At 59.8% G+C, this 26,312-nt stretch carries 23 protein-coding genes and 1 pseudogene; 18 read left to right on the top strand and 6 right to left on the bottom strand.

Annotated features, from left to right (window positions below):
* Positions 1-7: 7 nt before the first annotated feature.
* Positions 8-712, top strand: a complete 705-nt coding sequence (locus CJU81_RS00865; RefSeq protein ID WP_176464776.1) for a PqiC family protein — start codon at positions 8-10, stop codon at positions 710-712.
* Positions 713-836: 124 nt separating this feature from the next.
* Here the strand turns inward: CJU81_RS00865 and CJU81_RS00860 are convergent, their stop codons facing one another.
* Positions 837-2,390, bottom strand: coding sequence for an AhpA/YtjB family protein (locus tag CJU81_RS00860; RefSeq protein ID WP_095035131.1), 1,554 nt, complete (start codon positions 2,388-2,390; stop codon positions 837-839).
* 132 nt (positions 2,391-2,522) lie between these two features.
* On the opposite strand from CJU81_RS00860, the gene serB reads away from it, so the two are divergent.
* Complete coding sequence (gene serB, locus CJU81_RS00855; protein WP_095035130.1) at positions 2,523-3,737, top strand: phosphoserine phosphatase SerB; 1,215 nt, start codon at positions 2,523-2,525, stop codon at positions 3,735-3,737.
* 56 nt (positions 3,738-3,793) lie between these two features.
* Here the strand turns inward: serB and asd are convergent, their stop codons facing one another.
* Genes asd through CJU81_RS00840 form a run of 3 tightly spaced genes read right to left on the bottom strand, consistent with a single transcriptional unit; the run spans position 3,794 to position 7,074 of the window.
* Complete coding sequence (gene asd / locus CJU81_RS00850) at positions 3,794-4,660, bottom strand: archaetidylserine decarboxylase (RefSeq protein ID WP_095035129.1); 867 nt, start codon at positions 4,658-4,660, stop codon at positions 3,794-3,796.
* 9 nt (positions 4,661-4,669) lie between these two features.
* On the bottom strand, positions 4,670-5,497 hold the full coding sequence (locus tag CJU81_RS00845; protein ID WP_095035128.1) for a rhodanese-like domain-containing protein: 828 nt from the start codon (positions 5,495-5,497) through the stop codon (positions 4,670-4,672).
* Positions 5,498-5,535: 38 nt separating this feature from the next.
* Positions 5,536-7,074 carry an HDOD domain-containing protein gene (locus tag CJU81_RS00840; protein ID WP_095035127.1) on the bottom strand — a complete coding sequence of 513 codons (1,539 nt, stop codon included), beginning with the start codon at positions 7,072-7,074 and terminating at the stop codon, positions 5,536-5,538.
* Between the two features lie 151 nt (positions 7,075-7,225).
* On the opposite strand from CJU81_RS00840, the gene motA reads away from it, so the two are divergent.
* Both motA and motB read left to right on the top strand, forming a co-directional pair.
* Complete coding sequence (gene motA, locus CJU81_RS00835; protein ID WP_016783293.1) at positions 7,226-8,077, top strand: flagellar motor stator protein MotA; 852 nt, start codon at positions 7,226-7,228, stop codon at positions 8,075-8,077.
* Positions 8,078-8,080: 3 nt separating this feature from the next.
* Complete coding sequence (gene motB / locus CJU81_RS00830; RefSeq protein ID WP_095035126.1) at positions 8,081-9,079, top strand: flagellar motor protein MotB; 999 nt, start codon at positions 8,081-8,083, stop codon at positions 9,077-9,079.
* A 103-nt stretch (positions 9,080-9,182) separates the two neighbouring features.
* On the opposite strand, the gene rsgA is transcribed toward motB, so the two are convergent.
* Positions 9,183-10,214, bottom strand: a complete 1,032-nt coding sequence (gene rsgA, locus CJU81_RS00825) for a small ribosomal subunit biogenesis GTPase RsgA (protein WP_016783295.1) — start codon at positions 10,212-10,214, stop codon at positions 9,183-9,185.
* Between the two features lie 106 nt (positions 10,215-10,320).
* On the opposite strand from rsgA, the gene orn reads away from it, so the two are divergent.
* Together orn and CJU81_RS00815 are read left to right on the top strand one after the other, a co-directional pair.
* Positions 10,321-10,863, top strand: a complete 543-nt coding sequence (gene orn / locus CJU81_RS00820) for an oligoribonuclease (RefSeq protein WP_086799078.1) — start codon at positions 10,321-10,323, stop codon at positions 10,861-10,863.
* Positions 10,864-11,009: 146 nt separating this feature from the next.
* Positions 11,010-11,621: a trimeric intracellular cation channel family protein gene (locus tag CJU81_RS00815; RefSeq protein ID WP_019826256.1), complete on the top strand. Its 612-nt coding sequence runs from the start codon at positions 11,010-11,012 to the stop codon at positions 11,619-11,621.
* Between the two features lie 46 nt (positions 11,622-11,667).
* Here the strand turns inward: CJU81_RS00815 and queG are convergent, their stop codons facing one another.
* A complete protein-coding gene (gene queG, locus CJU81_RS00810) occupies positions 11,668-12,744 on the bottom strand; it encodes a tRNA epoxyqueuosine(34) reductase QueG (RefSeq protein ID WP_095035125.1) in 1,077 nt (358 codons plus the stop codon).
* Between the two features lie 62 nt (positions 12,745-12,806).
* On the opposite strand from queG, the gene CJU81_RS00805 reads away from it, so the two are divergent.
* The 12 genes and pseudogenes from CJU81_RS00805 to CJU81_RS24400 form a co-directional block, all read left to right on the top strand.
* Positions 12,807-13,667: an NAD(P)H-hydrate dehydratase gene (locus CJU81_RS00805; protein ID WP_095035124.1), complete on the top strand. Its 861-nt coding sequence runs from the start codon at positions 12,807-12,809 to the stop codon at positions 13,665-13,667.
* Positions 13,655-14,125 (top strand): tRNA (adenosine(37)-N6)-threonylcarbamoyltransferase complex ATPase subunit type 1 TsaE, encoded by a 471-nt coding sequence (gene tsaE, locus CJU81_RS00800; protein WP_016783300.1) that lies wholly within the window; start codon positions 13,655-13,657, stop codon positions 14,123-14,125. Before CJU81_RS00805 ends, tsaE begins: the two co-directional genes overlap by 13 nt.
* A 2-nt stretch (positions 14,126-14,127) precedes the next feature.
* Positions 14,128-15,552, top strand: a complete 1,425-nt coding sequence (locus tag CJU81_RS00795) for an N-acetylmuramoyl-L-alanine amidase (protein ID WP_217902747.1) — start codon at positions 14,128-14,130, stop codon at positions 15,550-15,552.
* An 11-nt stretch (positions 15,553-15,563) separates the two neighbouring features.
* Positions 15,564-17,462 carry a DNA mismatch repair endonuclease MutL gene (gene mutL / locus CJU81_RS00790; protein WP_176464781.1) on the top strand — a complete coding sequence of 633 codons (1,899 nt, stop codon included), beginning with the start codon at positions 15,564-15,566 and terminating at the stop codon, positions 17,460-17,462.
* On the top strand, positions 17,462-18,442 hold the full coding sequence (gene miaA / locus CJU81_RS00785) for a tRNA (adenosine(37)-N6)-dimethylallyltransferase MiaA (RefSeq protein WP_095035122.1): 981 nt from the start codon (positions 17,462-17,464) through the stop codon (positions 18,440-18,442). Before mutL ends, miaA begins: the two co-directional genes overlap by 1 nt.
* A 90-nt stretch (positions 18,443-18,532) precedes the next feature.
* Positions 18,533-18,793, top strand: coding sequence for an RNA chaperone Hfq (gene hfq / locus CJU81_RS00780; RefSeq protein ID WP_016783304.1), 261 nt, complete (start codon positions 18,533-18,535; stop codon positions 18,791-18,793).
* A 14-nt stretch (positions 18,794-18,807) separates the two neighbouring features.
* A complete protein-coding gene (gene hflX, locus CJU81_RS00775; RefSeq protein ID WP_095035121.1) occupies positions 18,808-20,109 on the top strand; it encodes a ribosome rescue GTPase HflX in 1,302 nt (433 codons plus the stop codon).
* Between the two features lie 96 nt (positions 20,110-20,205).
* Positions 20,206-21,387: an FtsH protease activity modulator HflK gene (gene hflK, locus CJU81_RS00770; protein WP_083369658.1), complete on the top strand. Its 1,182-nt coding sequence runs from the start codon at positions 20,206-20,208 to the stop codon at positions 21,385-21,387.
* The gene (hflC, locus tag CJU81_RS00765) at positions 21,387-22,265 is read left to right on the top strand and encodes a protease modulator HflC (RefSeq protein ID WP_095035120.1); all 879 of its coding nucleotides are present in this window, start codon (positions 21,387-21,389) and stop codon (positions 22,263-22,265) included. Before hflK ends, hflC begins: the two co-directional genes overlap by 1 nt.
* 339 nt (positions 22,266-22,604) lie before the next feature.
* A complete protein-coding gene (locus tag CJU81_RS00760) occupies positions 22,605-23,792 on the top strand; it encodes an ATP phosphoribosyltransferase regulatory subunit (protein ID WP_095030445.1) in 1,188 nt (395 codons plus the stop codon).
* 54 nt (positions 23,793-23,846) lie between these two features.
* A complete protein-coding gene (locus tag CJU81_RS00755) occupies positions 23,847-25,136 on the top strand; it encodes an adenylosuccinate synthase (RefSeq protein ID WP_095030446.1) in 1,290 nt (429 codons plus the stop codon).
* 470 nt (positions 25,137-25,606) lie between these two features.
* Positions 25,607-26,299 (top strand): annotated as a pseudogene (locus CJU81_RS24400) (methyl-accepting chemotaxis protein); the annotation flags it as partial.
* Positions 26,300-26,312 lie beyond the last annotated feature (13 nt).

Below are 26,312 nucleotides of genomic sequence, written 5' to 3'. Positions count from 1 at the left end.
TGGAATGATGAACGTTCTACGCCTTCCTATAATTGCGTTGCTGACCGGTGTGTTGGGTCTGGCGGGGTGCAGCACGCACCAGCCAGCGGCCTTGTACCAACTGGACAGCGGCACCCCCGGCCTGCCCGCGCAAAGCGCCGGCATGGCTGTGGTACTTGGCCCGATCAGCGTGGCCGACTACCTGCAACGTGAAACCCTGCTGCAGCGCCAACCTGATGGCAGCTTGAGCGCTGCGACTGATGGGCGATGGGCTGGCAGCCTGTCGGCCGATATCGATCAGTTGCTGGTGCGCCAACTGGCGTGGCGCCTGGATAGCCAGCGTGTGGTCCAGGCCCCTGCACCTGCGGGCTTCAGCCCGGATGTGCAAGTGTTGTTGTCGATCACTCGCCTGGACTCGGGCAAGGACCTGCCTGCAGTGCTGGACGCACAATGGCGCTTGATTGACCGTCGCGGACAGGTGCGTGACAACCGTATTGTCCACCTGGAGCAGCCGCATACGGGCAGCACGGCGGATCAGGTCAAGGCCCAGGGCAAGCTGTTGCAGCAGTTGAGCGAGCAATTGGCGGTGGCACTCAAGCCGCTGGCCAATCAGCCGCCGCTGGTGGAGGCGCCCAAGCCACAGACCAAGGCGGCCCCCAAGCAGGGTGCGGATAAACCTCGTATCCCGATGGCCTCACCGATACGCACGGATATGGAAGTGTTTCGCTTCTGAGGCTGTGGCCAGAAACAAAAAATCCCGCACATGTGCGGGATTTTTTATGGAAGGTCAAAAGCCCCTCACCACGCCTCTCCCTACGGGAGAGGGTTAGGGTGAGGGTGCTCTTGGCTTCTAGCGGCTACCCACGACTCTCATGCATTCGCGCCAGCTGGCGCTCCAGCATTGAAGGGTAAGGCTCCATCAGACGCTCGACACAGCAGGCGCCTTCAGGGCTGGCAATCGGGCGGATGCGGGCGCGCTGGCGGATCAGCGGATCGTCGCTGATCTTGCGTTCCACCAGCAGCAGATTGCGGCTGTGTTGCGACAGTGCCAGGGCGTCCTGAGCCGTCTCAGTCAACAGCAGATCGATCTGGCTCATGCCGTTCAAACCCTCGCCCAGCACCAGACCCAGTTGCAATTGCAGGGTGATGCCGCTGTCTGCCACTTCGATCTGCAAGGCGTGGCCCAAGGCCCGCAGCAGTTCGCCGCAGCAAATGGCGTTGGTCAGGTAGTCGTCGCCGCTGTCTTCACTGTGGAACAGCATCAGCGTGCTGCCATCGTTAAGTGTGTGCAGCTCGCTCTGGTACAGCGAGGCCGCCTGGTTCAGGCAGTCGCGGTAGCGCTCCAGCAGTTCCATCAAGCGGGCGCGGGGCAGGCGGCGCAGTTGTTCTTGCGCGCCAAGTTGCACCGCCAGTACGGCGCAGGGCTGTGGCGCAGCCGGGCTAACCGGTTTCGGCTTGGCCAGTGCGACCGGGGCTGCACTTGTGCTGGTATCGCGCAGGTCAGCAAACGGGTCTTCGTCATCGTTGTCGTCTTCAACGGTGCTGATCACCTGGCGCGGCACCGCTTTGGGGGCGGGTGCAGCCGGGGTCTGGTCGAACGACGGGTCGCTCAGGTTACGTACTTCGAAGGTCGGCTCGTTGTCTTCAGCCTCTTCATAGTCGCTGTCGTCGTAGTCTTCTTCCGGTTCTGGCTCGGGTTCAGGCTCAGGCTCTGGTGCCGGAGGGGCAAGGCGAGAGTGAAGCTGACGGGCCAGGTCGCCGATCTCATCCTGGCGCTGAATGGCCGGGGTATAAGGGTCGGGTTCGCGCAACCATACCCGCAGTTGCAGCAGGGGCGTGGTGATGTGACGACCCAGGCGCAAGCTCAAGGCCAGAGCCAGGGCCAGCAGGATGGCGCTCAAAATGCCCATGCTCTGCAAGCTGATGGTCATCGGCTGTTCAAACTGGTTCATGTCCAGGCTGATGCGCAAATGCCCGGCGGTCACATCCTGAAAGGTGATCTTGGTCTGGTACAGACCCTGGGTTTCGCCCAGCAGGCCGTTTTTTGGGCGTTGCCCGGCTTCGGCGAGGATGCGGTTATCCACGCTATAGATAGCCGCGTGGGCCACCAGCGGATTTTTGGTCAGGTTGTTGAGCAGCACGTTGAGGCTGAGGATGTCGTTGGACACCAGCAGCTCGGTCGCCGAGGTGGCGGTCTGCGTGGTCAGGCTCTGGCCCAGCGCATCGGCCTGTTCGTGCATGGCCTGCTTGAATTGCAGGCCCATGACCACGGCATAGATGACCAGTGCCAGGGCGACCAGAATCACGTTATGGCTGGCGATACGCAGAGCAAGCGGAACGCGGCGATCGCGCAGGGCCCGGAAGATCAGCAGGAAGAAGTTATCGGTTTTGACAGGCGATGGCCGGTTCACTGAGCGCGGCTCTTAGTCCGTTAAGTTGGTGCGCAGTATAGCGAGCGGCCTGAGGGCGGCAAAGCCTTGGCGGTGCCCGATGGTCACTGAAAGTGGGTAGAATGCGTTTTTTTTAGCGAATGGGGGTGTGCCTTGCGCGAAATCGTCCTGATAAACATCACCGGTGAGGACCGTCCGGGTCTCACTGCGGCCATTACCGGTGTACTGGCCAGCAATGGTGTGAATATTCTCGACATCGGTCAGGCCGCCATCCATGGCGTTTTGTCGTTGGGTTTTCTGGTCGAAATTCCACACGCAGAGCAAGTCTCGGCGGTGCTCAAGGACCTGCAGCCACTGATTGCCCAAGAGGGCCTGCAACTGCGTTTCGACCCTATCAGCGAAGAGCATTATCAGCGCTGGGTCAACGAGCAAAGCCAGACCCGTCATGTGGTCACCCTGATGAGCCGCCAGGTCACTGCCCATGAGCTGCAGCGCGTGACCTCGGTGATCAGCCAGCACGGTTTGAACATCGAGCAGACCGATCGCTTGTCCGGTCGCGTGCCGCTGGATGCACCCACACAGTTGAGCAAGAGCTGCATCGAGCTGCGTGTATGCGGCGAGCCTGCGGACATCGACGCCCTGCGCGCAGAGTTCTTCAATCTGGCGCAGGAACTGGGTGTGGATATCGCCCTGCAGGAAGACACCCTGTTCCGTCGCAACCGCCGCCTGGCGGTGTTCGACATGGATTCGACACTGATCGAAGCCGAAGTGATCGACGAGTTGGCCAAGGCAGCCGGCGTGGGGGATCAAGTGGCGGCCATCACCGAGCGTGCGATGGCTGGCGAACTGGATTTCAAGGCCAGTTTCAAGGAGCGCATGGCGCTGCTTAAAGGGCTGGACGTGGGCGTGCTGGATGCCATCGGTGCTTCACTGCGCCTGACCGAGGGCGCCGAAGTGCTGTTCGCCGAGCTCAAACGTCTGGGTTACAAAACCGCGATCCTGTCTGGTGGTTTCACCTACTTTGCCAAGCAGGTGCAGGCCAAACTGGGCATCGACTATGTGTTTGCCAACGAGCTGGAAGTGGTGGACGGCAAGGTGACCGGGGTTGCGGTTGAGCCGATTGTGGATGCACAGCGCAAGGCTGACTTGCTGCGTGAACTGACGCAAAAGGAAGGCTTGAGCCTGGAGCAGACCATTGCGGTCGGTGATGGCGCCAACGACTTGCCGATGCTGGCGATTGCCGGGCTGGGTGTGGCTTTCCGTGCCAAACCGCTGGTCAAGAAATCGGCCAAACACGCGATTTCGACATTGGGTCTGGATGGTGTGCTGTACCTGCTGGGCCAGCGTGACCGTAACAGCCAGGGCTAATCAGCCCTGTAAATGACCTGTGGGAGCGGGCTTGCCCGTTCCCACAGGGTTTTGGGTTATTCAGCGTGCGCTGGTGCACCCATTTTCTGACCCATCATCACCGGCGTTCCTGCCGTCAGGCCTTCGGCCCATTTCACCTGATCCGCGCCAAACAGCACGATAGCCGTCGAACCCAGTTTGAAACGACCCAGCTCGGCACCTTTTTCCAGGTGGATCGGCGCACGGGCAGCTTCGTCGTAGCGGAAGTTTTTCAGCTCGCGTTTCGGCGGAGTGACCAGGCCGGCAAACACGGTTTCAATCGATGCCACGATCATGGCACCTACCAATACCACGGCCATCGGGCCGCGCTCGGTGTCAAAAATGCACACGGCGCGCTCGTTGCGAGCAAACAGTTCCGGCACGTTTTCGGCGGTAGTCTGGTTGACCGAGAACAGGCGGCCCGGCACGTAGATCATCTCGCGCAGGGTACCGGCCAGAGGCATGTGAACGCGGTGGTAGTCCTTGGGCGACAGGTAAATGGTGGCGAACTCACCGCCCATGAACTGCGACGCAACGGCCGGGTCGCCGCCGACCAGTTCCAGCACGCTGTAGCTGTGGCCTTTGGCCTGGAATACACGGCCGTGTTCGATCGGGCCCAATTGGCTGACGGCGCCATCGGCAGGGCTCAACACCGCACCCGGGGTTTGATCCAGCGGGCGCGCGCCATCTTTCAGGGCGCGGGTGAAGAAGGCGTTGAAGTGCTCGTAGGCGGTCACGTCTTCAACCAGGGCCTGGGACATGTCCACCTGATAACGTTTGGCGAACCAGCTGGTGAACGCATTTTTGAACCAGCGCACGCGGCACTCGGCAATGCAGCCGGCCAGGCGTGACAGCAGGTGATGCGGCAACAGGTACTGACTGAGGAGGAACAAACGCTTTTTCATTCAAGATCCTTAATTTTTTACAGGTAGCTCGACGGGGGTGTCGGGGTGGTTGCCCCATTCGCCCCAGGAGCCGGCGTAGCCTTTGACGCGCGGATAACCGAGCGCTTTGGCAACGAGATAAGTAAAGCCAGAACGGTGGTGGGTCTGGCAGTGGGTAATCACTTCTTTGTCTGGCGTGATGCCCAGGTCCTTGAGGATCTGCGCCATGTCTGTGCGGATACGCAGGCTGCGGGTCTTATCCATGCCGGCGGTCCATTCCAGATGCTTCGCCCCGGGGATGTGCCCGCCCTTGGCTGCCAGCACTTTTTCACCGGTGTATTCGGCTTCGCTGCGCGCATCCCAGATCGCCAGGTCAGTAGCGCCCAGGCGGCTTTGCAGATACTCGCGGGTTGCCGTGGGTTCGTCATGCAGGGGCAGCGATACCGCAGCCGTGGCTGCGTCCGGCTGGTAATGACTCAGGGCCAGGCCTTCAGCAATCCAGCTGTGAATACCGCCATCCAGATAGTGATAAGCCTTGTGGCCGATGACATCCAGCAACCAGATAAACCGCCCGGCCCAACCACCGCCTTCGTCGTCATACACCACGTAGACCGCATCGGGACTGTGCCCCAGCTCACTGAACAGCGCTTCAAGCGCCGCCTGCGTCGGCAGCAGGCCGGGTGCCGGTGGCAAGCCTAGCTGCGTACGTTTCGGGTCGGCGAAGCGAGCCCCCGGAATATGCCCGGCTTCGTAACGCGCAACGCTGGTCAGATCGACCAGGATCAGTTCGGGAGCGTCGAGCCGGGCAAGCAGGTCGCTCGGTTCAATCACTAACGGCAAGCCAGAGAAGCCAGGCATGTGAAGCCTCCAGAGCAAAAAAGGGGGGGATTGTAGCGCTAGCGCCCGCGACTACTAAAGCTATTCAGGGCTTTCTCGATGCATTGGGCGGTTTTGCCAAATGCCTGCACGCTGGTTTCGGAAAAAGGCCCGCCGCCCTGATCTGCCAGGATCAGCATGACCACGCGACCGTTGTTGCTCAGCGAGCGTAGCAGCAGATGCTCGCCGGGGAACAGGCTGCGCAGGCTGTAGGGCAGAACGGCAGAAATCACGGCGTTGTTTTCAGGTGTCAGGCGCACTTGCGCCGGTTGCGTCATCAGGCGTTGCAGCGCGGTGCTTTCGCTGATGTTTACATTCAGGTCGAAGGCCGTTTTCGTCAGCCCGGCAATCTGGTTTACGCTCAGGCTGGTCGAGGTTTTATCGGCCATCAGCAGCATGACCCGGCGCATGCCGCAGGCCACCAATGCTTCGCGGGCACAGGTGGTCAGGTGCATGGGGTTGGTGAATGCGCTCGGCTGCGCCAGCAACTGGCCGCAGTGTTTGCGCCACGCGGCCAGGGCCTGGGCTGAAGGCGGCGGGGCCGCCAGAGAGCTATTCGCGTTGCGCCGTGAGTCCCACGGCCAGAGCAGTGCCTGGGCCGGGTGCCAGAGATCGGGCATGGAGTGGTAGCGCCCGCTGCTGGCCGCCTGCTGGTGTATAAGCTGCTGCACTTCATCTAGCGGCATTTGCAGGTACAGGCTGGTTATGAACTGCCAGCGCAGGTTGTGCGGCGTGTCCCAGGCCTGCTGGGCTGAGAGCGCCAGGCAATTGGCCAGCAATATGCTGTTGGCGGGCTGGTTGAGCCAGCGACGCAATGCCGGATCGGCGTCCAGGCGCTGTTGCTGGCGTAGCGGGTGATGGTTGTCACGGGCAATGTGCAGCACATTGACCAGAGTGCGGCGCTCTTCGGTGATCACGGTGTAGCCGTGCATCACCCAGGCGGGCAGGCGCCACAGCTCTGCCAGCGTGCGGCAGATATCAAACAGCGGTACACCGAACAGCGCCAGTTCGACCTTTCTGGCGCATTCGCCGTGTTCTATGACGCGCCGTTCCCAGGCTTCAAGCAACAATGGATGGGTCAGCGCCAGGGCCCACAGCGGCGACAGAAACAGCAGGCTGCCCCAGTAGATTTCTTGCCAGAGCCGCGCCAGACGAGTGCCGAACAAGCCTATGGCCTGTTGCGCTGCGTGCTGGCTGATCAGCTGGATTTGCCGGTAGGCCAGCGGGATATCTTCAATCGCCAGGGCGGGCACTTGTTCAAGCAATGCTTGGGTACGCTTGAGACCTAGGCGGTTGATGGCCACTTCAAGGCTTTCGGCAGGCTCGCTCAGACTGCTTTGGGCTTGCTGGTTGGCTTCACGGATCAGCCTCAGTGCCAGCGCCGGGCTGTCCTGCATGACTTCGGCAATTTCGCGCAACGAGCGGCGACTGTCGTTGAGGGTCTTGAAGACCTGTGCATGGCTGGCTTGCGGGATCGGCAGATCAACTGCGTCCAGGTGTGCAACCCAGGCATCCAGGGTGGTGGGTGTTGATGTCGGTGCGCTGGTTTCGTTGGCCATAATGGGGACGCGATGATCATCCAATGTGGGGTCGAATGGCTTTTCGGCTCTACCGGCTATAGTCTGGCGCAGATTCGCCGATAAGGAGAAGAAGAGTTTTAGCTACGCTGGAATATGACCTTGAACCGACCCAAGAAGTACTTTTATATCTATGGCTAAAATTATCGGCATCATCGTCGTGTTCGCGAGCGTGCTCGGCGGATACGTGCTTTCCCACGGCAAGATCGGCGCGCTGATCCAGCCGTTCGAGGTATTGATCATCGGCGGTGCGGCCTTTGGTGCGTTCCTGCAGGCCAACCCCGGTTACATGACCATGCACGTGATCAAAAAATCACTGGGCATGTTCGGCTCGCGTTTCTCCCACGCTTTTTATCTGGAAGTGCTGGGCCTGGTTTACGAGATTCTCAACAAAAGTCGTCGCGAAGGCATGATGGCCATCGAGAGCGACATTGAAGACGCGGCCGCCAGCCCGATCTTCGCCAAATACCCCACCGTCCTTAAAGATGAACGCATGACCGCGTTTATCTGCGATTACCTGCGCATCATGTCATCGGGCAACATGGCCCCCCACGAGCTTGAGGGGCTGTTCGACATGGAGCTGTACAACCTCAAGGAAGAACTGGAGCATCCTTCCCACGCCGTTACCGGGATTGCCGACGGCATGCCGGGCTTCGGTATTGTCGCGGCGGTACTGGGTATTGTGGTGACCATGGCCTCGCTGGGCGAAGGTGACCAGGCTGCTATCGGCATGCACGTTGGCGCCGCACTGGTGGGTACCTTCTTCGGTATTTTGGCTGCTTATGGCTTCTTCGGGCCTTTGGCGACGTCTTTGGCTCACGATGCCAAGGAAGAACTCAATGTCTACGAAGCGATCAAGGCTTCACTGGTGGCTTCGGCCTCGGGCATGCCGCCGTCGCTGGCGGTCGAATTTGGTCGCAAAGTGTTGTACCCCAAGCACCGGCCCAGTTTTTCCGAGCTGGAACAAGTGGTTCGCGGTCGCTGATTTATGGAAAACAACCAGCCCATCATCATCAAGCGCGTAAAGCGCTACGCCGCAGGCCATCACGGTGGCGCCTGGAAAATCGCCTTTGCTGACTTCGCCACGGCGATGATGGCGTTCTTTCTGGTGATGTGGCTGATGACAGCCGCCACGCCCGAGCAAAAGATCGCCATTGGCGGCTATTTCAAGGATCCGATCGGTTTCAGCGAAAGCGGCACGCCCTACATTATCGACCTGGGCGGCACACCTGCGCTGGCGCCGGAAAACACCCTTAACCCGGAAGAAAAGCTGCAGCCCCAGCCCGACAAGATCAAGGTTGATGCCGAGCAGGTTGAAAACATGGCCGAGCAGGTCGAGAAAGAGCGTCTCGAACTGTTGCTTCAGGAGTTGCAAAACAAGGTTGAAGAGAACCCGCAACTGCGTAAGTTCAAGGATCAGTTGCTGTTTGAGATCACCCCGGACGGGTTGCGCATTCAAATCATGGATGCCGAAAACCGGCCGATGTTCGATGTGGGCAGTGCGCGACTCAAGCCGTATTTCGAAGACATCCTGCTGGCCATGGCGGACACCATCAAGGCGGTGCCCAACAAAGTCAGTATCAGCGGCCACACCGACGCCATGCCTTACGCGGGGGGCGGTGATTATGGCAACTGGGAGTTGTCGGCCAACCGTGCCAATGCGGCGCGGCGTGCGCTGGTGGCAGGTAGTTACCCGGATGGGCAGATTGCGCGGGTGGTGGGTTATGCGTCTTCAGTGCTGTTCGACAAGGCCAACCCTTATAACCCGGTTAACCGTCGTATCGACATTGTGGTGTTGACCAAAAAGGCCCAGCAGGCGATTGAAGGTGAGCAGGGAGCGGAGGTGGTCAAGCCGCAGGAACTGCCCAAGGCGCCGGTCGACCCGATCCAGTTGCCCGCCGACAAACAGCCGCTGCCGATGCATGAAGAGCGCCAGAAGCTGAATCTGTTTGACGACCCTTCACCCTCACCCCAACCCTCTCCCTGAGGGAGAGGGAGCTGATCGGTGGTGATCTTGACGCTGAATGCGGTCAGTCCCCTCTCCCTTCGGGAGAGGGTTAGGGTGAGGGGCTTTAGGCTTCTGGCCTGAATCAGTAACTCGACTCAGGCAAGCTGGCAATGATCGAGCGATAGCTGTTCATGCGCTGTTGCTGCACGCGGCCATCTTCCAGGGCCATCAGCAACGCACAGCCCGGCTCGCGGTCATGCTTGCAGTCGCGGAAGCGGCAACGGCCGATCAGGTCGTTGAACTCGATAAAGCCCGCCTCGACATCGGCACGGCTGACGTGGCCCAGACCGAATTCACGAATACCCGGGGAGTCAATCAGATCGCCGCCGCCAGGGAAGTGGAACAGGCGCGCGGTGGTCGTGGTATGCGTGCCCTGGCCGGAAATCTCGGACAACGGCCCGACACGCAGGTTGACCTCAGGCAGCAGGCTGTTGACCAGGGACGACTTGCCAACGCCCGACTGGCCCACAAACACACTGATATGGCTGTCCAGTTGCGCTTGCAACTGCTGCATGCCATCACCGTGATGCGCCGACACTTCCAGCACCGGATAACCCAGTTGACGATAAACCCCCAGCAACGCATTCAGCGCCGGTGCGTTTTGCTCGTCGATTAGGTCAGCCTTGTTGAGCAGCAGCAGCGGGCGAATCCCGGCGTGCTCGGCAGCAACCAGATAACGGTCGATCAGGTTGGCATGCGGCTCGGGCATGGGCGCGAATACAATCACGATCATGTCGACGTTGGCCGCCACCGGCTTGAGCTGGCCACGGCTGTCAGGGCGGCACAGCTCGGTCTTGCGCGGCAACTGGGCGACGATAACGCCGATGCCCTGATTGCCGGCGCGCCATACAACGGTGTCACCGGTTACCAGAGCGGGCAGGTTGGCGCGCAGGTGGCAACGGAACATCTGGCCTTTCAGCTCACCTTCCTGGGCTTCGACTTCGACCTGCACACCAAAGTGCGCGATTACCAGGCCAAGTTGCTCGGGGCCTAAATCGCCGCCTTCAAGCGCTTCGACGGCACTGGATTCGCGTTTGGCGGCGCGGGCAGCGCGCTCGCCCTGGATCTTTTCGATGCGCCAATTCTGACGACGGTTGAGCTGGCGTTTGGCCATGGGTGTTCCGTGTTGATAAAACGATAAGAAGGGTAAAACGCCGGGGAGTTTAGCACGAGGGCTGCGTGCCTAAGCTAAACTGCGCACCTAAGCACTGGAGGCCATTATGCAAAACGCGCAGAACCTGATCTGGATCGACCTGGAAATGACCGGTCTGGACCCTGACAACGACGTCATTATCGAAATGGCCACCATCGTCACCGACAGCAACCTCAACACCCTGGCTGAAGGCCCGGTGATCGCCATCCACCACAGCGATGCCGTGTTGGCGCGCATGGACGAATGGAACACCCGCACACACGGCGGCAGCGGTCTGACCCAGCGGGTCAAGGACAGCACCACCACAATGGCCGAAGCCGAAGCGCAGACCATCGCGTTTCTTGAACAGTGGGTACCCAAAGGCAAATCGCCGATCTGCGGCAACAGCATCTGCCAGGATCGTCGTTTCCTGTACACCCACATGAAAGCGCTCGAAAGCTACTTCCACTACCGCAACCTGGACGTTTCTACGCTCAAGGAACTGGTCGCGCGCTGGGCACCTGAAGTGCGCGACAGCCTGGTGAAAAAGGGCACGCATCTGGCGCTGGACGACATTCGCGAGTCGATCGCCGAGCTGCAGCACTACCGCAAGCACTTCATCAAGTTTTGATCGTAACCTTGTAGTCGCTGCCGAAGGCTGCGAGCTGTTCAGATCTCAGGCTCACAGCCTTCGGCAGCGACTACAACGTTACGCCCCCTTTTGGTGCCAATGCCAACTGAGAGTAGACTGCGCGCCTTCTTGCAAGGATCGCTGCCATGTTGCTGATGCTTTATTTAGTTGCCATTACTGCCGAAGCCATGACCGGCGCACTATCTGCCGGGCGTCGGGGCATGGACTGGTTCGGGGTGGTGCTGATCGCCTGCGTCACCGCGCTAGGCGGCGGTTCGGTGCGCGACGTCCTGTTGGGGCACTACCCGCTGACTTGGGTCAAACACCCGGAATACCTGGTTTTGACTACGTTTGCCGCATTGGTGACGATCTTTATCGCACCCTTGATGCGTCATCTGCGCTCGCTGTTTCTGGTGCTCGATGCCCTGGGGCTGGTGGCGTTTACCCTGATCGGCTGCATGACCGCGCTGGAAATGGGCCAGGGCATGCTGGTGGCTTCGGTGAGCGGGGTGATTACCGGGGTATTTGGTGGCATCCTGCGCGACATCTTCTGTAATGACATCCCGCTGATCTTCCGTCGCGAGCTGTATGCCAGCGTGTCGTTTGCTGCGGCGTGGTGTTTCTTGTTGTGTACTTATCTGGAAATGCCCAACGAACAGGCGATTTTCGTCACCTTGTTCGGCGGGCTGCTGCTGCGTTTGCTGGCGATCCGTTTTAACTGGGAAATGCCCAAGTTCGTTTATAACGACGAGCACTGACAGCCCCAAAAGCCTCTCACCCTGACCCTCACCCGGAGGGAGAGGGTCAGGGTGAGGGCGAGCGGTTTGCATGTTGCTTAAGGGCCCACTCCACATGTTCCTGCACCAGCTCGGACGGGTAATCACGCCGCGCATTCAGGGCTTCGAGCACCGGGATCGTCGACGGCGCATTACCCAGGCCCACCGCCAGGTTGCGCAGCCAGCGTTCGTACCCGGCCCGGCGCAGCGGCGAGCCTTCGGTGCTGCTCAGGAATTTGTCTTCATCCCACATAAACAGCTCGGCCAGGCCGGCGTTGTCCAGGTTATGCCGTGGCTTGAAGTCCCCTTCTGCGGTGGTGCGGGCAAAACGGTTCCACGGGCAGACGATCTGGCAGTCATCGCAGCCGAATACCCGGTTGCCGATCATCGAGCGCAATTCTTCAGGGATCGCGGTTTTCAGCTCGATGGTCAGGTACGAAATACATTTGCGCGCATCCAGTACATAAGGTCCGACAAAGGCATTGGTGGGGCAGATGTCCAGGCAGGCAGTGCAGCGCCCGCAGTGTTCGGTTTCGTGGGGGGCGTCGACCGGTAGCGGCAAATCGACAAACAGCTCGCTCAGGAAGAAGTAACTGCCCGCCTTGCGATTGAGTACCAGGGTGTTTTTGCCGATCCAGCCCAGGCCTGCCTGTTGGGCGATGGCTTTTTCCAGCACCGGAGCGCTGTCGACAAACGCGCGGAAGCCAAACGGGCCGATGTCCTTCTGGATGCGGTCGGCCAGTTGCTGCACGCGCTTGCGGATCAGCTTGTGGTAATCGCGGCCCAGGGCGTAGCGCGACACGTAGGCTTTTTCCGGTTGGGCCAGTAATTGCGCCATATGAGTGTCACCGGGTAGGTAGTCCATGCGCAGGGACACCACGCGTAATGTGCCCGGCACCAGCTCTTCGGGGTGCGAACGCTTGCTGCCGTGGGCGGCCATGTAGTCCATGTCGCCGTGATAGCCAGCATCGAGCCAGCGTTGCAGGTGGTGTTCGTGTTCTCCCAGGTCAAGGCCGGTAATGGCGACTTGTTGAAAGCCCAGCTCGCGGCCCCATTCCTTGATGGACTGGGCGAGAGCGGGGAGGTCGGCAGTAATAGCAGGCATGGGACAAGAGAAACCGGAGCTGAGATGCGTATAATTCTGCCAGACATCGGAGCCAAACACGCATGCCGCAGACCAAACACCTGTTAGCCGCCCCCCAAGCCCTTAGCGCAGATAATCTGGCGCAACTACCTCGCCGAGCCCCGAGCGCCCATAAAGGCCAGTTCGGGCATGTGCTGCTGGTGGGTGGCGATCGCGGATTTGGCGGTTCGATTACCCTCAGTGCTCAGGCTGCACTACGCTGTGGCGCTGGCCTGGTATCCCTGGCAACGCGCCCCGAACACGTTCCTGCTGCGCTGGTTCGGGTGCCCGAGGTGATGGCGCTCGGCGTGTCGTCGGCCAATCAGCTGATGGGCGTGCTGGCGCAAGCTTCGGTGGTCGTGGTGGGGCCGGGTTTGGGCCAGGCGCCCTGGGGGCGCAGCCTGTTGTCGGCAGCGGCACAGGCAAAAATGCCGCAGGTGTGGGATGCCGATGCGCTGAATCTGTTGTCCAACGCAGTCATCGCGCTGGCGCTAGGCTCGGTAATCACCCCACACCCGGGTGAAGCTGCACGCTTGCTGGGTATCAGCACCGGTCAGGTACAGGCCGATCGGCCGGCTGCGGCCAGGGCGCTGGTTAAAAAATACTCAGTGGTGTGCGTCCTTAAGGGCGCAGGCAGTCTGGTCGCAGGGCTCAATGGCGAGTTGGCCATTTGCAGTCATGGCCATCCTGCAATGGCCACGGCCGGTTTGGGGGATGTGCTGGCAGGCGTGATCGGCGCACTGCTGGCTCAAGGTTTGGGCGCGTATGACAGCGCATGCCTGGCGGTGTGGCTGCATGCCCGCGCCGGCGAGCAACAAGGACAATTGGGCCGTGGGCTGGCGGCCAGTGATTTGATTCCAGCCATTCGTCAGTTGTTGGAGGAACACGCACCGTGCACGAAATAACACTGCAACTGGCCGATGAAGAGGCCATGACCGCATTTGGCGCGCGCCTGGCGACCGTCACCCAAGGCCACGGCCTGATCTTTCTGGACGGAGACCTGGGGATGGGCAAGACCACCCTGTCACGCGGCCTGATCCGGGGCCTGGGCCACACTGGCTCGGTAAAAAGCCCGACCTTTACCTTGGTCGAGCCCTACGAAATTGGCGATATTCGCGCCTTCCACTTTGACCTGTATCGCCTTGTCGACCCTGAAGAGCTGGAATATATGGGGATTCGCGATTATTTCGACGAAGACGCCCTATGCTTGATTGAGTGGCCCGATAAAGGTGCAGGGTTTTTGCCAAAGCCTGACCTGACCATTACCATTAGGCCGCATAACACCGGGCGTTTGCTGACGCTGACGCCCCAAGGTTCACGTGGCGAGTCTTGGTGTGCCGCATTGGCGCCGGAATACAAATAATGATGGGGTTTGGTATGCGCTTTCGCGCGTTAGTAAGTGTGGTTGGTGTGTTGCTCAGTGTCATGGCAATCAATGCTGTGGCCGCGACCCAGGTCAAGAGCGTGCGTTTATGGCGGGCGCCGGACAACACTCGACTGGTTTTTGATCTTACCGGCCCGGTGCAGCACAGCGTGTTTACGCTGACCGCGCCCGACCGTCTGGTGATTGATATCAATGGCGCGACCCTTGGCGGGCCGCTGAATGTGCAAACAGCCAATACGCCGATCACCAGCATGCGCTCGGCGCAGCGCACCCCCACCGATTTGCGCGTGGTCATTGACCTGAAAAAGGCCGTGACCCCCAAAAGTTTCGTGCTGGCGCCCAATGCCCAATACGGCAACCGCCTGGTCGTCGATCTGTATGACCAGGGTGCCGATCTGGCCCCAAGCCTGCCGGCCACCAATGTGGCAACGGTGCCGGTGGTGCCGGTGACTCCGGCACAACCCGACGTCAAGCTGCCGCCGATCCCGAGTGGCAAACGCAGCGTAGTGGTGGTGATCGACGCCGGCCACGGCGGTGAAGACCCGGGTGCTTCGGGCTCTGCAGGCCAGCGTGAAAAAGACGTGGTGTTGGCGATTGCCAAGGAACTGCAACGCCAGATCAACGGCATGAAAGGCTTCAGGGCCGAGCTGACGCGTACTGGCGACTACTTCATCCCGCTGCGTGGCCGTACCGAAATCGCCCGCAAGAAGGGCGCCGACCTGTTTGTATCGATCCACGCTGACGCCGCACCGTCCAAGGCGGCCTTTGGTGCTTCGGTGTTTGCCTTGTCCGAGCGCGGTGCGACGTCCGAGACGGCGCGCTGGCTGGCCGACAGCGAAAACCGTTCCGACCTGATCGGTGGCGCAGGCAACGTCAGCCTTGATGACAAGGACCGCATGCTGGCGGGTGTGTTGCTCGACCTGTCGATGACCGCATCGCTGACCTCAAGCCTCAACGTCGGACAAAAAGTGCTGAGTAACATCGGCCGGGTCACCCCGTTGCACAAGCAGCGCGTGGAGCAGGCCGGGTTTATGGTGCTCAAGTCGCCGGACATTCCGTCGATTCTCGTCGAGACCGGATTTATCTCGAACTCCAACGAAGCTTCCAAGCTGGCATCGAGCAGTCACCAGCAAGCGCTGGCCCGTTCTATCAGTAGTGGCGTACGCCAGTTCTTCCAGCAAAATCCGCCACCAGGCACTTATATCGCCTGGCTGCGTGATACCGGAAAAATCGCCCAGGGCGCTCGCGAACACACGGTTCGCCCCGGCGAAACCCTGGCGATGATCGCTGTACGTTATCAGGTGGGCGTGGCGACACTGCGCTCAAGCAATAGCCTGAAAACCGATGAGCTGAAAGTCGGTCAGAACCTGAATATTCCGGCTACTGCCCTGGCGGTTCAGCAATGAGTGATGAAGTATTGAGCAGCAGCGCGCGGATTGAATTGCTCAGCCCGCGCCTGGCCAACCAGATCGCTGCGGGCGAAGTCGTTGAGCGTCCGGCCTCGGTGATCAAGGAGCTACTGGAAAACAGCCTCGATTCGGGTGCCAAGCGCATTGATGTGGACGTGGAGCAGGCCGGGATCAAGCTGCTGCGGGTACGTGACGATGGCAGCGGAATTTCCAGCGACGACTTGCCGTTGGCGCTGGCCCGTCACGCCACCAGCAAGATTCGTGATCTGGAAGACCTTGAGCGGGTGATGAGCCTGGGCTTTCGTGGTGAGGCGCTGGCTTCCATCAGCTCCGTGGCGCGCCTGACCCTGACCTCGCGCACCCGTGGTGCCGATCAGGCCTGGCAGGTCGAGACCGAGGGTCGCGACATGGCGCCCCGGGTGCAGCCGGCGGCCCATCCGGTGGGTACCTCGGTTGAAGTGCGCGACCTATTTTTCAACACCCCGGCGCGGCGCAAATTTCTCAAAACCGAAAAGACCGAGTTCGATCACCTGCAAGAAGTGATCAAGCGCCTGGCGCTGGCCCGCTTTGATGTGGCGTTCAATTTGCGCCACAACGGCAAGTCCATCCTCAACCTGCACGAAGCCCGCGACGACACTGCCCGCGCCCGGCGTGTGGCGGCAGTGTGCGGCTCGGCGTTCCTGGAACAGGCAATGCCTATCGAGGTCGAGCGCAATGGCTTGCATCTTTGGGGCTGGGTCGGCTTGCCGACCTTTTCGCGCAGCCAGGCCGACTTGCAGTACTTCTATGTGAATGGCCGCGCAGTACGCGACAAACTGGTGGCCCATGCGGTGCGCCAGGCCTATCGCGATGTGCTGTTCAACGGTCGGCATCCGACCTTTGTGCTGTTCTTTGAAGTCGACCCTTCGGTAGTTGACGTCAACGTGCACCCGACTAAACACGAAGTGCGTTTCCGTGACGGGCGCATGGTGCATGACTTCCTCTATGGCACTTTGCACCGTGCCCTGGGTGACGTTCGCCCGGAAGATCAACTGGCTGCACCTGCGCCGGTACCTGGGGCCGAGCGCCCGACAGGGCTGGATGCCGGTGAGTTCGGCCCGCAAGGTGAAATGCGTCTGGCGGCCAATGTGCTGGAGCAGCCGCAGTCTGCCCCGACTCCGCATGTGGCAGGTTCGGGGGCTGGTGCAGGCTATCAGTACCAATACCGCCCGTCGTCGTCCGCGCCCTCGATACCTGCCGAAGAAGCCCGTAACGCCTACCGCGAATTCTTTGCGCCACTGCCCGAAGCCAACGCTGCGCCGTTGCCCGAAGGGCAGGGCGATATTCCGCCGCTGGGCTTTGCCCTGGCACAGCTCAAGGGTATTTATATCCTCGCGGAAAACGCTCAAGGGCTGGTGCTGGTGGATATGCACGCGGCCCATGAGCGGATCATGTACGAGCGCCTGAAAATCGCCATGGCCAGCGAAGGCCTGAGCGGTCAGCCACTGTTGGTGCCGGAGTCGATTGCGGTCAGCCAGCGAGAGGCTGATTGTGCCGAAGAACACGCCGAGTGGTTCCAGCGCCTGGGCTTTGAGCTGCAACGCCTTGGCCCGGAAACCCTGGCCATCCGCCAGATCCCGGCCTTGCTCAAGCAGGCTGAAGCTCAGCGCCTGGTGCATGACGTACTGGCCGATTTAATGGAATACGGCACCAGTGACCGGATTCAGGCGCACCTCAATGAGTTGCTCGGCACCATGGCCTGCCATGGCGCGATCCGGGCCAATCGCCGTTTGGCGATCCCGGAAATGAACGGCCTGTTGCGTGACATGGAAAACACCGAGCGCAGTGGTCAGTGCAATCATGGTCGTCCCACCTGGACCCAAATGGGCCTGGACGACTTGGACAAACTCTTTTTGCGCGGTCGCTGATGACAGGTTCCAACGCTCTACCCCCGGCCATTTTCCTGATGGGGCCGACTGCCGCCGGCAAGACCGACCTGGCCATCGAGCTGAGCAAGGTGTTGCCGTGCGAGCTGATCAGTGTCGATTCGGCGCTGGTCTATCGCGGCATGGACATCGGCACGGCCAAGCCATCGAAAGAAATTCTGGCTGCCCACCCGCACCAATTGATCGATATTCTCGACCCGGCCGAGAGCTATTCGGCGGCCGATTTTCGTCGTGATGCGCTCAAGGCCATGGCCGAGATCACCGCGCGGGGCAATATCCCGCTGCTGGTGGGCGGCACCATGCTGTATTACAAGGCGCTGATCGATGGCCTGGCAGACATGCCGCCAGCCGATCCCCAGGTGCGTGCCGAGCTTGAAGAAGAGGCGCAACGCCTTGGCTGGCAAGCCCTGCACGACCAGTTGGCGGCCATAGACCCCGAGTCTGCTGCGCGGATTCACCCCAATGATCCACAGCGTCTGACCCGGGCGCTGGAGGTTTATCGGGTCAGCGGCATGAGCGTAACGGCGCATCGGCAAAAACAATCTGAACAAACGACTAAAGCAGCGGCTTCTGGCCACAGCCAATTGCCCTATACTGTCGCGCATCTGGCCATCGCTCCGGCGAACCGTCAGGTGCTGCATGAGCGAATTGCATTAAGATTCGGGCAGATGCTGGAACAGGGGTTCCTTGACGAGGTCATAAGCCTGCGCAATAGAAGTGACCTGCATGCAGGACTGCCGTCTATACGTGCTGTGGGTTACCGCCAAGTCTGGGACTACCTCGACGGCAAGCTGACTGCGGCCCAGATGCAGGAGCGCGGCATCATTGCCACGCGCCAGTTGGCCAAGCGTCAGTTCACCTGGTTACGCAGCTGGAATGATTTGCATTGGCTTGACAGTCTGGACTGCGACAATCTGCCACGAGCCTTGAAATACCTGGAATCGGTCTCCATATTGAGCTGAGTCTTGGCAAATGCCGTCTATCCTATGGATGTGGCGACAGCGGTCATCTAATTTTTGATTCTATTTTTTATCCTTACAGGAGTGCGGCATATGTCAAAAGGGCATTCGCTACAAGACCCTTACTTGAATACTTTGCGTAAAGAGAAGGTTGGCGTTTCCATCTACCTGGTTAACGGGATCAAGCTGCAGGGGACCATCGAGTCTTTCGACCAGTTCGTGATTCTGTTGAAAAACACCGTCAGCCAAATGGTTTACAAACACGCAATTTCGACAGTCGTACCAGTACGTCCAATTCGTCTGCCTAGCGCAACTGAATCGGATCTGGCAGACGCTGAACCAGGTAACGCCTAAAATAGGAGCATCCTTTGTTCTTTGAGCGCCACGGTGGTGGTGAGCGAGCGATCCTCGTTCATTTGGAAGGACAGGACCCTGAGGCGCGCGAAGATCCGCAGGAGTTCCAGGAGTTAGCTGTGTCGGCTGGCGCCGATACCGTCGCGTTTTTTAACGTGCCGCGTCATCGGCCATCGGCCAAATACCTGATTGGCAGTGGCAAGGTCGAGGAGTTACGCGACCTGGTCAAGGCCGAGAAGGTCGACATCGTGATTTTCAATCACGTACTCACGCCCAGTCAGGAACGTAACCTCGAACGTGTTTTCGAGTGTCGCGTGCTTGACCGTACCGGGCTGATTCTCGATATCTTCGCTCAACGCGCCCGTACCCATGAGGGTAAGCTGCAGGTCGAACTGGCCCAGCTTGACCACATGAGCACGCGTCTTGTGCGTGGCTGGACTCACCTTGAGCGTCAGGGTGGCGGCATTGGCATGCGCGGGCCGGGTGAAACCCAGCTCGAAACCGACCGCCGTCTGTTGCGTGTGCGCATCAGCCAGATCAAGGCCCGCCTGAAAAAAGTCCGCAGTCAACGCGAGCAGTCCCGTAGAGGGCGCCAACGCGCCGATATCCCTACAGTGTCGCTGGTGGGCTATACCAACGCCGGTAAATCCACGTTGTTCAACAAGGTCACCGGCTCTGACGTCTTTGCCGCCGACCAGTTGTTCGCCACACTCGACCCGACCTTGCGCCGTCTTGATCTGGGCGACCTGGGGCCGATCGTGCTGGCCGATACCGTGGGCTTTATTCGTCATCTTCCGCACAAGCTAGTTGAAGCATTCCGGTCTACGCTCGAAGAGTCGAGCAATTCCGATCTGCTGCTGCATGTGATCGATGCGCACGAGCCTGAGCGCATGGCGCAGATCGAGCAGGTGATGGTGGTGCTGGGTGAAATCGGTGCGCAGGACTTGCCGATTCTCGAGGTCTACAACAAAATCGATTTGCTTGAAGGTGTCGAGCCGCAGATCCAGCGTGATGCCGATGGCAAGCCGCAGCGGGTCTGGTTGTCGGCCCGTGATGGTCAGGGGTTGGAGTTGCTTGAACAGGCCATCGCCGAGTTGCTGGGCAATGATTTGTTCGTGGGCACCTTGCGCTTGCCGCAACGTTTTGCTCGACTGCGTGCACAGTTCTTCGAACTGGGGGTTGTGCAAAAAGAAGAGCATGACGATGAGGGCTCCAGTCTGTTGGACGTACGCCTGCCGCGATCCGAGCTCAATCGCTTGGTCAGCCGCGAAGGGATGCAGCCGCTGGAATTCATCGAAGAACACACTTTGCAATAAAAGCCTCGCAAAGCGGTCGTGCCGCTGTGATAGGCATTCTGTAGCATTGGTCGGCGCGCCGTGGGCGCGTCTTTGCTTTATCAGATGGAGAGCGCTATGGCTTGGAATGAGCCGGGTGGCAACTCGAACAATCAAGATCCTTGGGGTGGCAAACGCCCTAAAAATGGCGACCGCAAGGGACCACCAGATCTCGACGAGGCCTTCCGAAAGCTGCAGGAAAGCCTGAATGGGTTGTTCGGTGGTGGGAAAAAACGTACTGGCGGTAGCGGCAGTGATGGTGGTTCGAATGGCAAGGGCGCCGGCTACGGCCTGCTCGGCATCGGCCTCGTCGTGCTGGCGGCTGCCTGGCTTTACAGCGCCGTGTATGTAGTCGATGAGCAGGAGCAAGCCGTGGTGCTGCGCCTGGGCAAGTACTACGACACCGTTGGGCCGGGCCTGAATATCTACTTCCCGCCGTTCGACAAAAAGTACATGGAGAACGTGACGCGTGAGCGTGCGTACACCAAGCAGGGTCAAATGCTGACTGAAGACGAAAACATCGTCGAAGTGCCGCTGACCGTGCAGTACAAGATCAGCAACCTGCGCGACTTCGTGTTGAACGTTGATCAACCGGAAGTCAGCTTGCAGCAGGCTACCGACAGCGCCTTGCGTCACGTCGTGGGCTCCACGTCGATGGATCAGGTACTGACCGAAGGCCGTGAGCAGATGGCCGTGGAAATCAAGGAGCGCCTGCAGCGTTTCCTCGATACCTACAAGACCGGTATCACCGTAACCCAGGTCAACGTACAGAACGCCGCTGCGCCGCGTGAAGTACAGGAAGCCTTCGATGACGTGATCCGTGCCCGTGAAGACGAGCAGCGTGCCCGCAACCAGGCCGAAAGCTATGCCAACGGCGTTGTACCGGAAGCACGTGGTCAGGCCCAGCGCATTATCGAAGATGCCAACGGCTACCGTGATGAAGTGGTTTCCCGCGCCAAGGGTGAGGCTGACCGCTTTACCAAACTGGTTGCCGAGTACCGCAAAAATCCTGAAGTAACCCGCGACCGTCTGTATCTGGACACCATGCAGGAAGTCTTCAGCAACACCAGCAAGGTACTCGTGACCGGTAACAAGAACGGCCAGAGCAACCTGCTTTACTTGCCGTTGGACAAAATGATCGAAGGCCGTAATGGCAGCACCCCGGCAACGGGTTCGGCAGCCGCAGCGAGCAATAATGATTCCGGCTCGCACGTCAGCACTGATCTGCCGCCACAACCGCGCACCAGGGAGAGCCGCTGATGAGCAATAAATCGCTGGTTGCCCTTATTGTTGCCGTTGTCGTGGGGATCGTTGCCTGGAACAGCTTCTACATCGTCTCGCAAACCGAGCGTGCGGTACTGTTGCGCTTCGGCCGTGTGGTCCAGGCTGACGTTCAGCCGGGCCTGCATGTGAAGATTCCTTACGTCAACCAGGTGCGCAAGTTCGACGCCCGCCTGATGACGCTGGACGCGCCGACTCAGCGTTTCCTGACGCTGGAAAAGAAAGCAGTAATGGTTGATGCCTTCGCCAAGTGGCGCGTGAAAGATGCCGAGCGCTTCTACACCGCAACTTCGGGCATGAAACAGATTGCTGATGAGCGTCTGTCGCGTCGTCTGGAATCCGGTCTGCGTGACCAGTTCGGCAAGCGCACCCTGCACGAAGTGGTGTCGGGTGAGCGTGATGCGTTGATGGCTGACATCACCGCATCGCTGAACAAAATGGCTGAAAAAGAGCTGGGCATTGAAGTGGTTGACGTTCGCGTCAAGGCCATCGACCTGCCAAAAGAAGTAAACCGCAGCGTTTTCGAACGTATGAGCACCGAGCGTGAGCGTGAAGCACGCGAGCATCGGGCCAAGGGTAACGAACTGGCAGAAGGCATTCGTGCTGATGCCGACCGTCAACGTCGTGTTTTGCTGGCTGAGGCGTATCGTCAGTCTGAAGAAGCACGCGGTGATGGTGATGCCGAGGCAGCTTCGATTTACTCCAAGGCTTACGGCCAGGACCAGGAGTTCTACAAGTTCTATCGCAGCCTGCGCGCTTACCGCGAAAGCTTTGCGAACAAGAGCGACGTACTGGTGTTGGACCCAAGCAGCGATTTCTTCCGCTACCTGGAAAAATCCAAGCCTTCGCAGCAGTAAAAGCGCTTCAAGCCTGTGGGTGGGGGCAAGCTGGCTTGCTCCCACATGAAAGGGTCTCACTTTGTGAGGCATGTTTCACTCCGCCGGGCGGGCAAATTGCCTCGCGGGGTGATCCTTTTAGAAAACGGGTGTATGATGCGGCAGCCGGGAAATTCCCGGCTTTTTTGCGTCTGCATGTTTGATTGGCTGAGTGCTGTTAAAGCATCGGCAGAATTTTCGAGGAATGTGCGAGCCTGTCGTTCAGGCTTTTTTGCTGTGCGCGTTCAAGACGCAGCCACGTTCTGCTTTACTCAAGGCTCGCCTGCTGGCTGGCCGCCCGGATCACAGGGGAATGGCGTAATGGCAACGGTAGACCGCTGGCTTTTGCCAGATGGCATCGAAGAAGTACTTCCACCTGAAGCTGCCCGCATTGAAGTGGCGCGCCGTCAGGTGTTGGATCTGTTCCAGAGCTGGGGCTATGAGTTCGTCGTCACCCCGCATATCGAATACCTGGAGTCCCTGCTGACAGGGGCTGGCCAGGATCTCGATTTGCGTACCTTCAAGGTCATTGACCCGCAAACGGGTCGCCAGATGGGTTTTCGTGCCGACATCACGCCGCAAGTGGCGCGCATCGATGCGCATACCCTGCGTCGTGAAGGCCCGAGCCGTCTGTGCTATGCCGGCAGCGTGCTGCATGCTCAGCCGCGGGCACTGTCATCCTCGCGCAGCCCGATCCAGCTGGGTGCCGAGTTGTATGGCGACGCAAGCCCGAGCAGCGATGTTGAAGTGATCAGCCTGATGCTGGCCATGCTGCAACTGGCCGATGTGCCGGATGTGCACATGGACCTGGGGCATGTTGGTATTTACCGAGGTCTGGCCCGTGCGGCCAACCTGTCGGTTGAAGTGGAACAACAATTGTTCGACGCCCTGCAACGCAAGGCGATCGACGAAGTAACGGCCTTGACCCAAGGCTTGCCGGCCGATTTGGCGGGCATGCTGCAGGCCTTGGTTGGTTTGTGTGGCGGTCACGAAGTTCTGGCTGCTGCGCGCGAGCGTCTGGCCAAGGCTCCGGCTCAAGTGCTGGCGGCTCTGGACGACCTGGTGGCGATTGCCGAAGGGTTGTCTGTGCGTTTCCCGCAGTTGCCGTTGTACTTTGACCTGGGCGAGTTGCGTGGGTATCACTACCACACAGGTGTAGTGTTTGCGGTATTTGTACCGGGCGTTGGGGACTCCATCGCCCAAGGCGGTCGTTATGACGACATTGGTGCTGTTTTCGGGCGTGCCCGGCCGGCAACCGGCTTTTCGACCGATTTGAAAACCCTGGTGACCCTGGGGCGTGCGGAAGTCGAGTTGCCGTCGGGTGGTATCTGGATGCCAGACAGCACCGATGCGGCACTCTGGCAGCAGGTTTGCCAGCTTCGCAGTGAAGGTCAGCGTGTGGTTCAGGCGTTGCCTGGGCAACAGCAGGCTGGTGCCCTGGAGGCAGACTGCGACCGCCAATTGATTCAGCAGAACGGCTTGTGGCAAGTAGTGCCACTGGTTTCTTGAGTTTTCCTGCCGGCGGCTGCCGGCACCAAGTTTGCGCGAATGAGGACAAGTGTTATGGGTAAGAATGTCGTAGTCCTGGGCACCCAATGGGGTGATGAGGGCAAAGGCAAGATCGTTGATCTGCTGACCGAACATGCTGCCGCTGTAGTGCGTTACCAAGGTGGCCACAACGCTGGCCACACGCTGGTAATCGACGGCGAAAAAACCGTATTGCACCTGATTCCGTCGGGCGTGTTGCGCGAAGGCGTGCAATGCCTGATCGGCAACGGTGTCGTGGTTGCTCCCGACGCCCTGCTGCGTGAAATCATCAAGCTGGAAGAGAAAGGCGTACCGGTGCGCGAGCGCCTGCGTATCAGCCCGTCCTGCCCGCTGATCCTGTCTTTCCACGTTGCCCTTGATCAGGCGCGTGAAAAAGCCCGTGGCGAGCTGAAGATCGGTACGACCGGTCGCGGCATCGGCCCGGCTTACGAAGACAAAGTTGCCCGTCGTGGCCTGCGTGTTGGCGACCTGCTGAACATGCCGCGCTTCGAAGCCAAACTGCGTGAACTGGTGGATTACCACAACTTCATGCTGGTCGGTTACTACAAAGAGCCAGCCATCGACTTCGACAAGACCCTGGCCGAGTGCAAGGAATACGCCGAGCTGCTCAAGCCGCTGATGCTGGACGTGACTGCCGAGCTGCACGACCTGCGTCGCGCTGGCAAAGACATCATGTTCGAAGGCGCCCAGGGTTCGTTGCTGGACATCGACCACGGTACCTACCCGTACGTGACCAGCTCCAACACCACGGCTGGCGGCGTTGCTACCGGTTCGGGCGTTGGCCCGATGTTCCTGGACTACATCCTGGGCATCACCAAGGCTTACACCACTCGCGTGGGTTCGGGTCCTTTCCCGACTGAGCTGTTCGACGAAGTCGGCGCTCACCTGGCCAAGCAAGGTCACGAGTTCGGTGCTACTACCGGCCGTGCCCGTCGTTGCGGCTGGTTTGACGCCGTTATCCTGCGTCGCGCTATCGATGTGAACAGCATCTCGGGCATCTGCCTGACCAAGCTGGACGTACTCGACGGTCTGGAAACCATCAACATCTGCGTTGGCTACAAAGACGCAAACGGTGTTGACGTTGCTCCGACCGACGCTGACAGCTACGTAGGCCTGCAGCCTGTGTACGAAGAAGTACCGGGCTGGACTGAATCGACCGTGGGTGCCAAAACCCTGGAAGAGCTGCCAGCCAACGCTCGCGCTTACATCACGCGTGTAGAAGAGCTGATCGGCGCACCGATCGACATCATTTCGACTGGCCCGGACCGCAACGAGACCATCGTTCTGCGTCACCCGTTCGCTTAAGTCGCTGTTGATGTAAAGCAAAAGGCCCTTCGGGGCCTTTTGTTGTTTCTGCCTGTTGTGCGGCACGACCCTTGCTGTGAAAACCGTCAATAAGGGTGCTATCAAAATAATGGCACCCAAGTGGAGGGTTTTCTGTGTCTGCCGTTCTCTCACTGTTACAAAGCCGTCTGCTGCGGCCTGTATTCGTTACCCTCGGTATCGCTCTTTTGGTGCAGGTTCTGGTGGCTGTTGCACTGACGCGGAGCACGGTGACGGCGTTGGAGTCTGATCTGGATGCGCGTCTGGGGGCCGACAGCCAAAAGCTCACGGCGGAGCTTGAGCAGGCCGGGCGTGACGTTAAAAGCAGCCTTGAATCGTTGTCAGCCAGCACGCGCCAGCGTCTCACTGCGGGCCTGGAGCCGCGGTTGAAAGACGAGCAACTGCAGCTCAAGCAAGCGCTGGAGAAGAACCTGCAGGATTCGGCCAACGATATGGCGCAACTGCTGGCAGCTGTAGCGCCGCGTGCCATGTGGGATAACGATGTGCCCACGTTGTCCGATTTCGCCCGTCGCGCTCAGCGTAATCCCAATGTGTTGTTCGTAGTGTATGACGACGCCACGGGGCAGCATCTGACCCGCTATCTCAATCGTGACAACTCGATCAACCAGGCGCTTTTGGCCAAGGGCAATGGCGAGCGGGCGCTGGATAAAGTCCTCGATGCGGCCCGTCATGATCCGTCGGTGTACTACCTCGAAGCTTCTATCAACCCCAATGGGGTCGAGATCGGCAAAGTCTTGATGGGGGTTTCCACGGCATCGGTTGAACAGGATCTGGCGGCCCTCGACCAGCGTTTCTCGGCCTTGATAGCCAGCAGTGGTCAGTTGGTCGGCGAAAGCCTGCAAGGCGCTGCGAGCGACAGCTCGGCGGCATTGGGGGCGCGGCTGGAGTCGGCGCAGGCAGCGGCGGCGCAGATGCAGGCCAATACCGCGCATACCGTGCGTGAGGCGGCGGACACCCTGCGCTGGCGCATTGGCATGGGGCTGGCGATTGTCGGCCTGGGCGTGTTGCTGTTACTGGCCGTGGTACTGGGGCGGCGGGTGGTCAACAAGTTGCTGTTGCTGATTGCCGCGCTGGATGACCTGGCCGCAGGTGAAGGCGATTTGACCAAGCGCGTAGGCCTTAACAGCAAGGATGAAA

It is taken from the genome of Pseudomonas fragi, assembly GCF_002269505.1.
In the GTDB taxonomy this organism is placed as follows: domain Bacteria; phylum Pseudomonadota; class Gammaproteobacteria; order Pseudomonadales; family Pseudomonadaceae; genus Aquipseudomonas; species Aquipseudomonas fragi_D.
Note: the sequence above shows the minus strand (reverse complement) of the source record. Positions and strands in the feature narration are given on the sequence as shown.

Excerpts from the sequence above, each read along its gene's own strand:
- CJU81_RS00865 (WP_176464776.1), top strand. The coding sequence starts at position 8 with ATGAACGTTCTACGCCTTCCTATAATTGCGTTGCTGACCGGTGTGTTG.
- asd (WP_095035129.1), bottom strand. The coding sequence starts at position 4,660 with ATGAAAAAGCGTTTGTTCCTCCTCAGTCAGTACCTGTTGCCGCATCAC.
- CJU81_RS00845 (WP_095035128.1), bottom strand. The coding sequence starts at position 5,497 with ATGCCTGGCTTCTCTGGCTTGCCGTTAGTGATTGAACCGAGCGACCTG.
- CJU81_RS00840 (WP_095035127.1), bottom strand. The coding sequence starts at position 7,074 with ATGGCCAACGAAACCAGCGCACCGACATCAACACCCACCACCCTGGAT.
- motA (WP_016783293.1), top strand. The coding sequence starts at position 7,226 with ATGGCTAAAATTATCGGCATCATCGTCGTGTTCGCGAGCGTGCTCGGC.
- motB (WP_095035126.1), top strand. The coding sequence starts at position 8,081 with ATGGAAAACAACCAGCCCATCATCATCAAGCGCGTAAAGCGCTACGCC.
- rsgA (WP_016783295.1), bottom strand. The coding sequence starts at position 10,214 with ATGGCCAAACGCCAGCTCAACCGTCGTCAGAATTGGCGCATCGAAAAG.
- orn (WP_086799078.1), top strand. The coding sequence starts at position 10,321 with ATGCAAAACGCGCAGAACCTGATCTGGATCGACCTGGAAATGACCGGT.
- CJU81_RS00815 (WP_019826256.1), top strand. The coding sequence starts at position 11,010 with ATGTTGCTGATGCTTTATTTAGTTGCCATTACTGCCGAAGCCATGACC.
- queG (WP_095035125.1), bottom strand. The coding sequence starts at position 12,744 with ATGCCTGCTATTACTGCCGACCTCCCCGCTCTCGCCCAGTCCATCAAG.
- CJU81_RS00805 (WP_095035124.1), top strand. The coding sequence starts at position 12,807 with ATGCCGCAGACCAAACACCTGTTAGCCGCCCCCCAAGCCCTTAGCGCA.
- CJU81_RS00795 (WP_217902747.1), top strand. The coding sequence starts at position 14,128 with ATGGGGTTTGGTATGCGCTTTCGCGCGTTAGTAAGTGTGGTTGGTGTG.
- miaA (WP_095035122.1), top strand. The coding sequence starts at position 17,462 with ATGACAGGTTCCAACGCTCTACCCCCGGCCATTTTCCTGATGGGGCCG.
- hfq (WP_016783304.1), top strand. The coding sequence starts at position 18,533 with ATGTCAAAAGGGCATTCGCTACAAGACCCTTACTTGAATACTTTGCGT.
- hflK (WP_083369658.1), top strand. The coding sequence starts at position 20,206 with ATGGCTTGGAATGAGCCGGGTGGCAACTCGAACAATCAAGATCCTTGG.
- hflC (WP_095035120.1), top strand. The coding sequence starts at position 21,387 with ATGAGCAATAAATCGCTGGTTGCCCTTATTGTTGCCGTTGTCGTGGGG.
- CJU81_RS00760 (WP_095030445.1), top strand. The coding sequence starts at position 22,605 with ATGGCAACGGTAGACCGCTGGCTTTTGCCAGATGGCATCGAAGAAGTA.
- CJU81_RS00755 (WP_095030446.1), top strand. The coding sequence starts at position 23,847 with ATGGGTAAGAATGTCGTAGTCCTGGGCACCCAATGGGGTGATGAGGGC.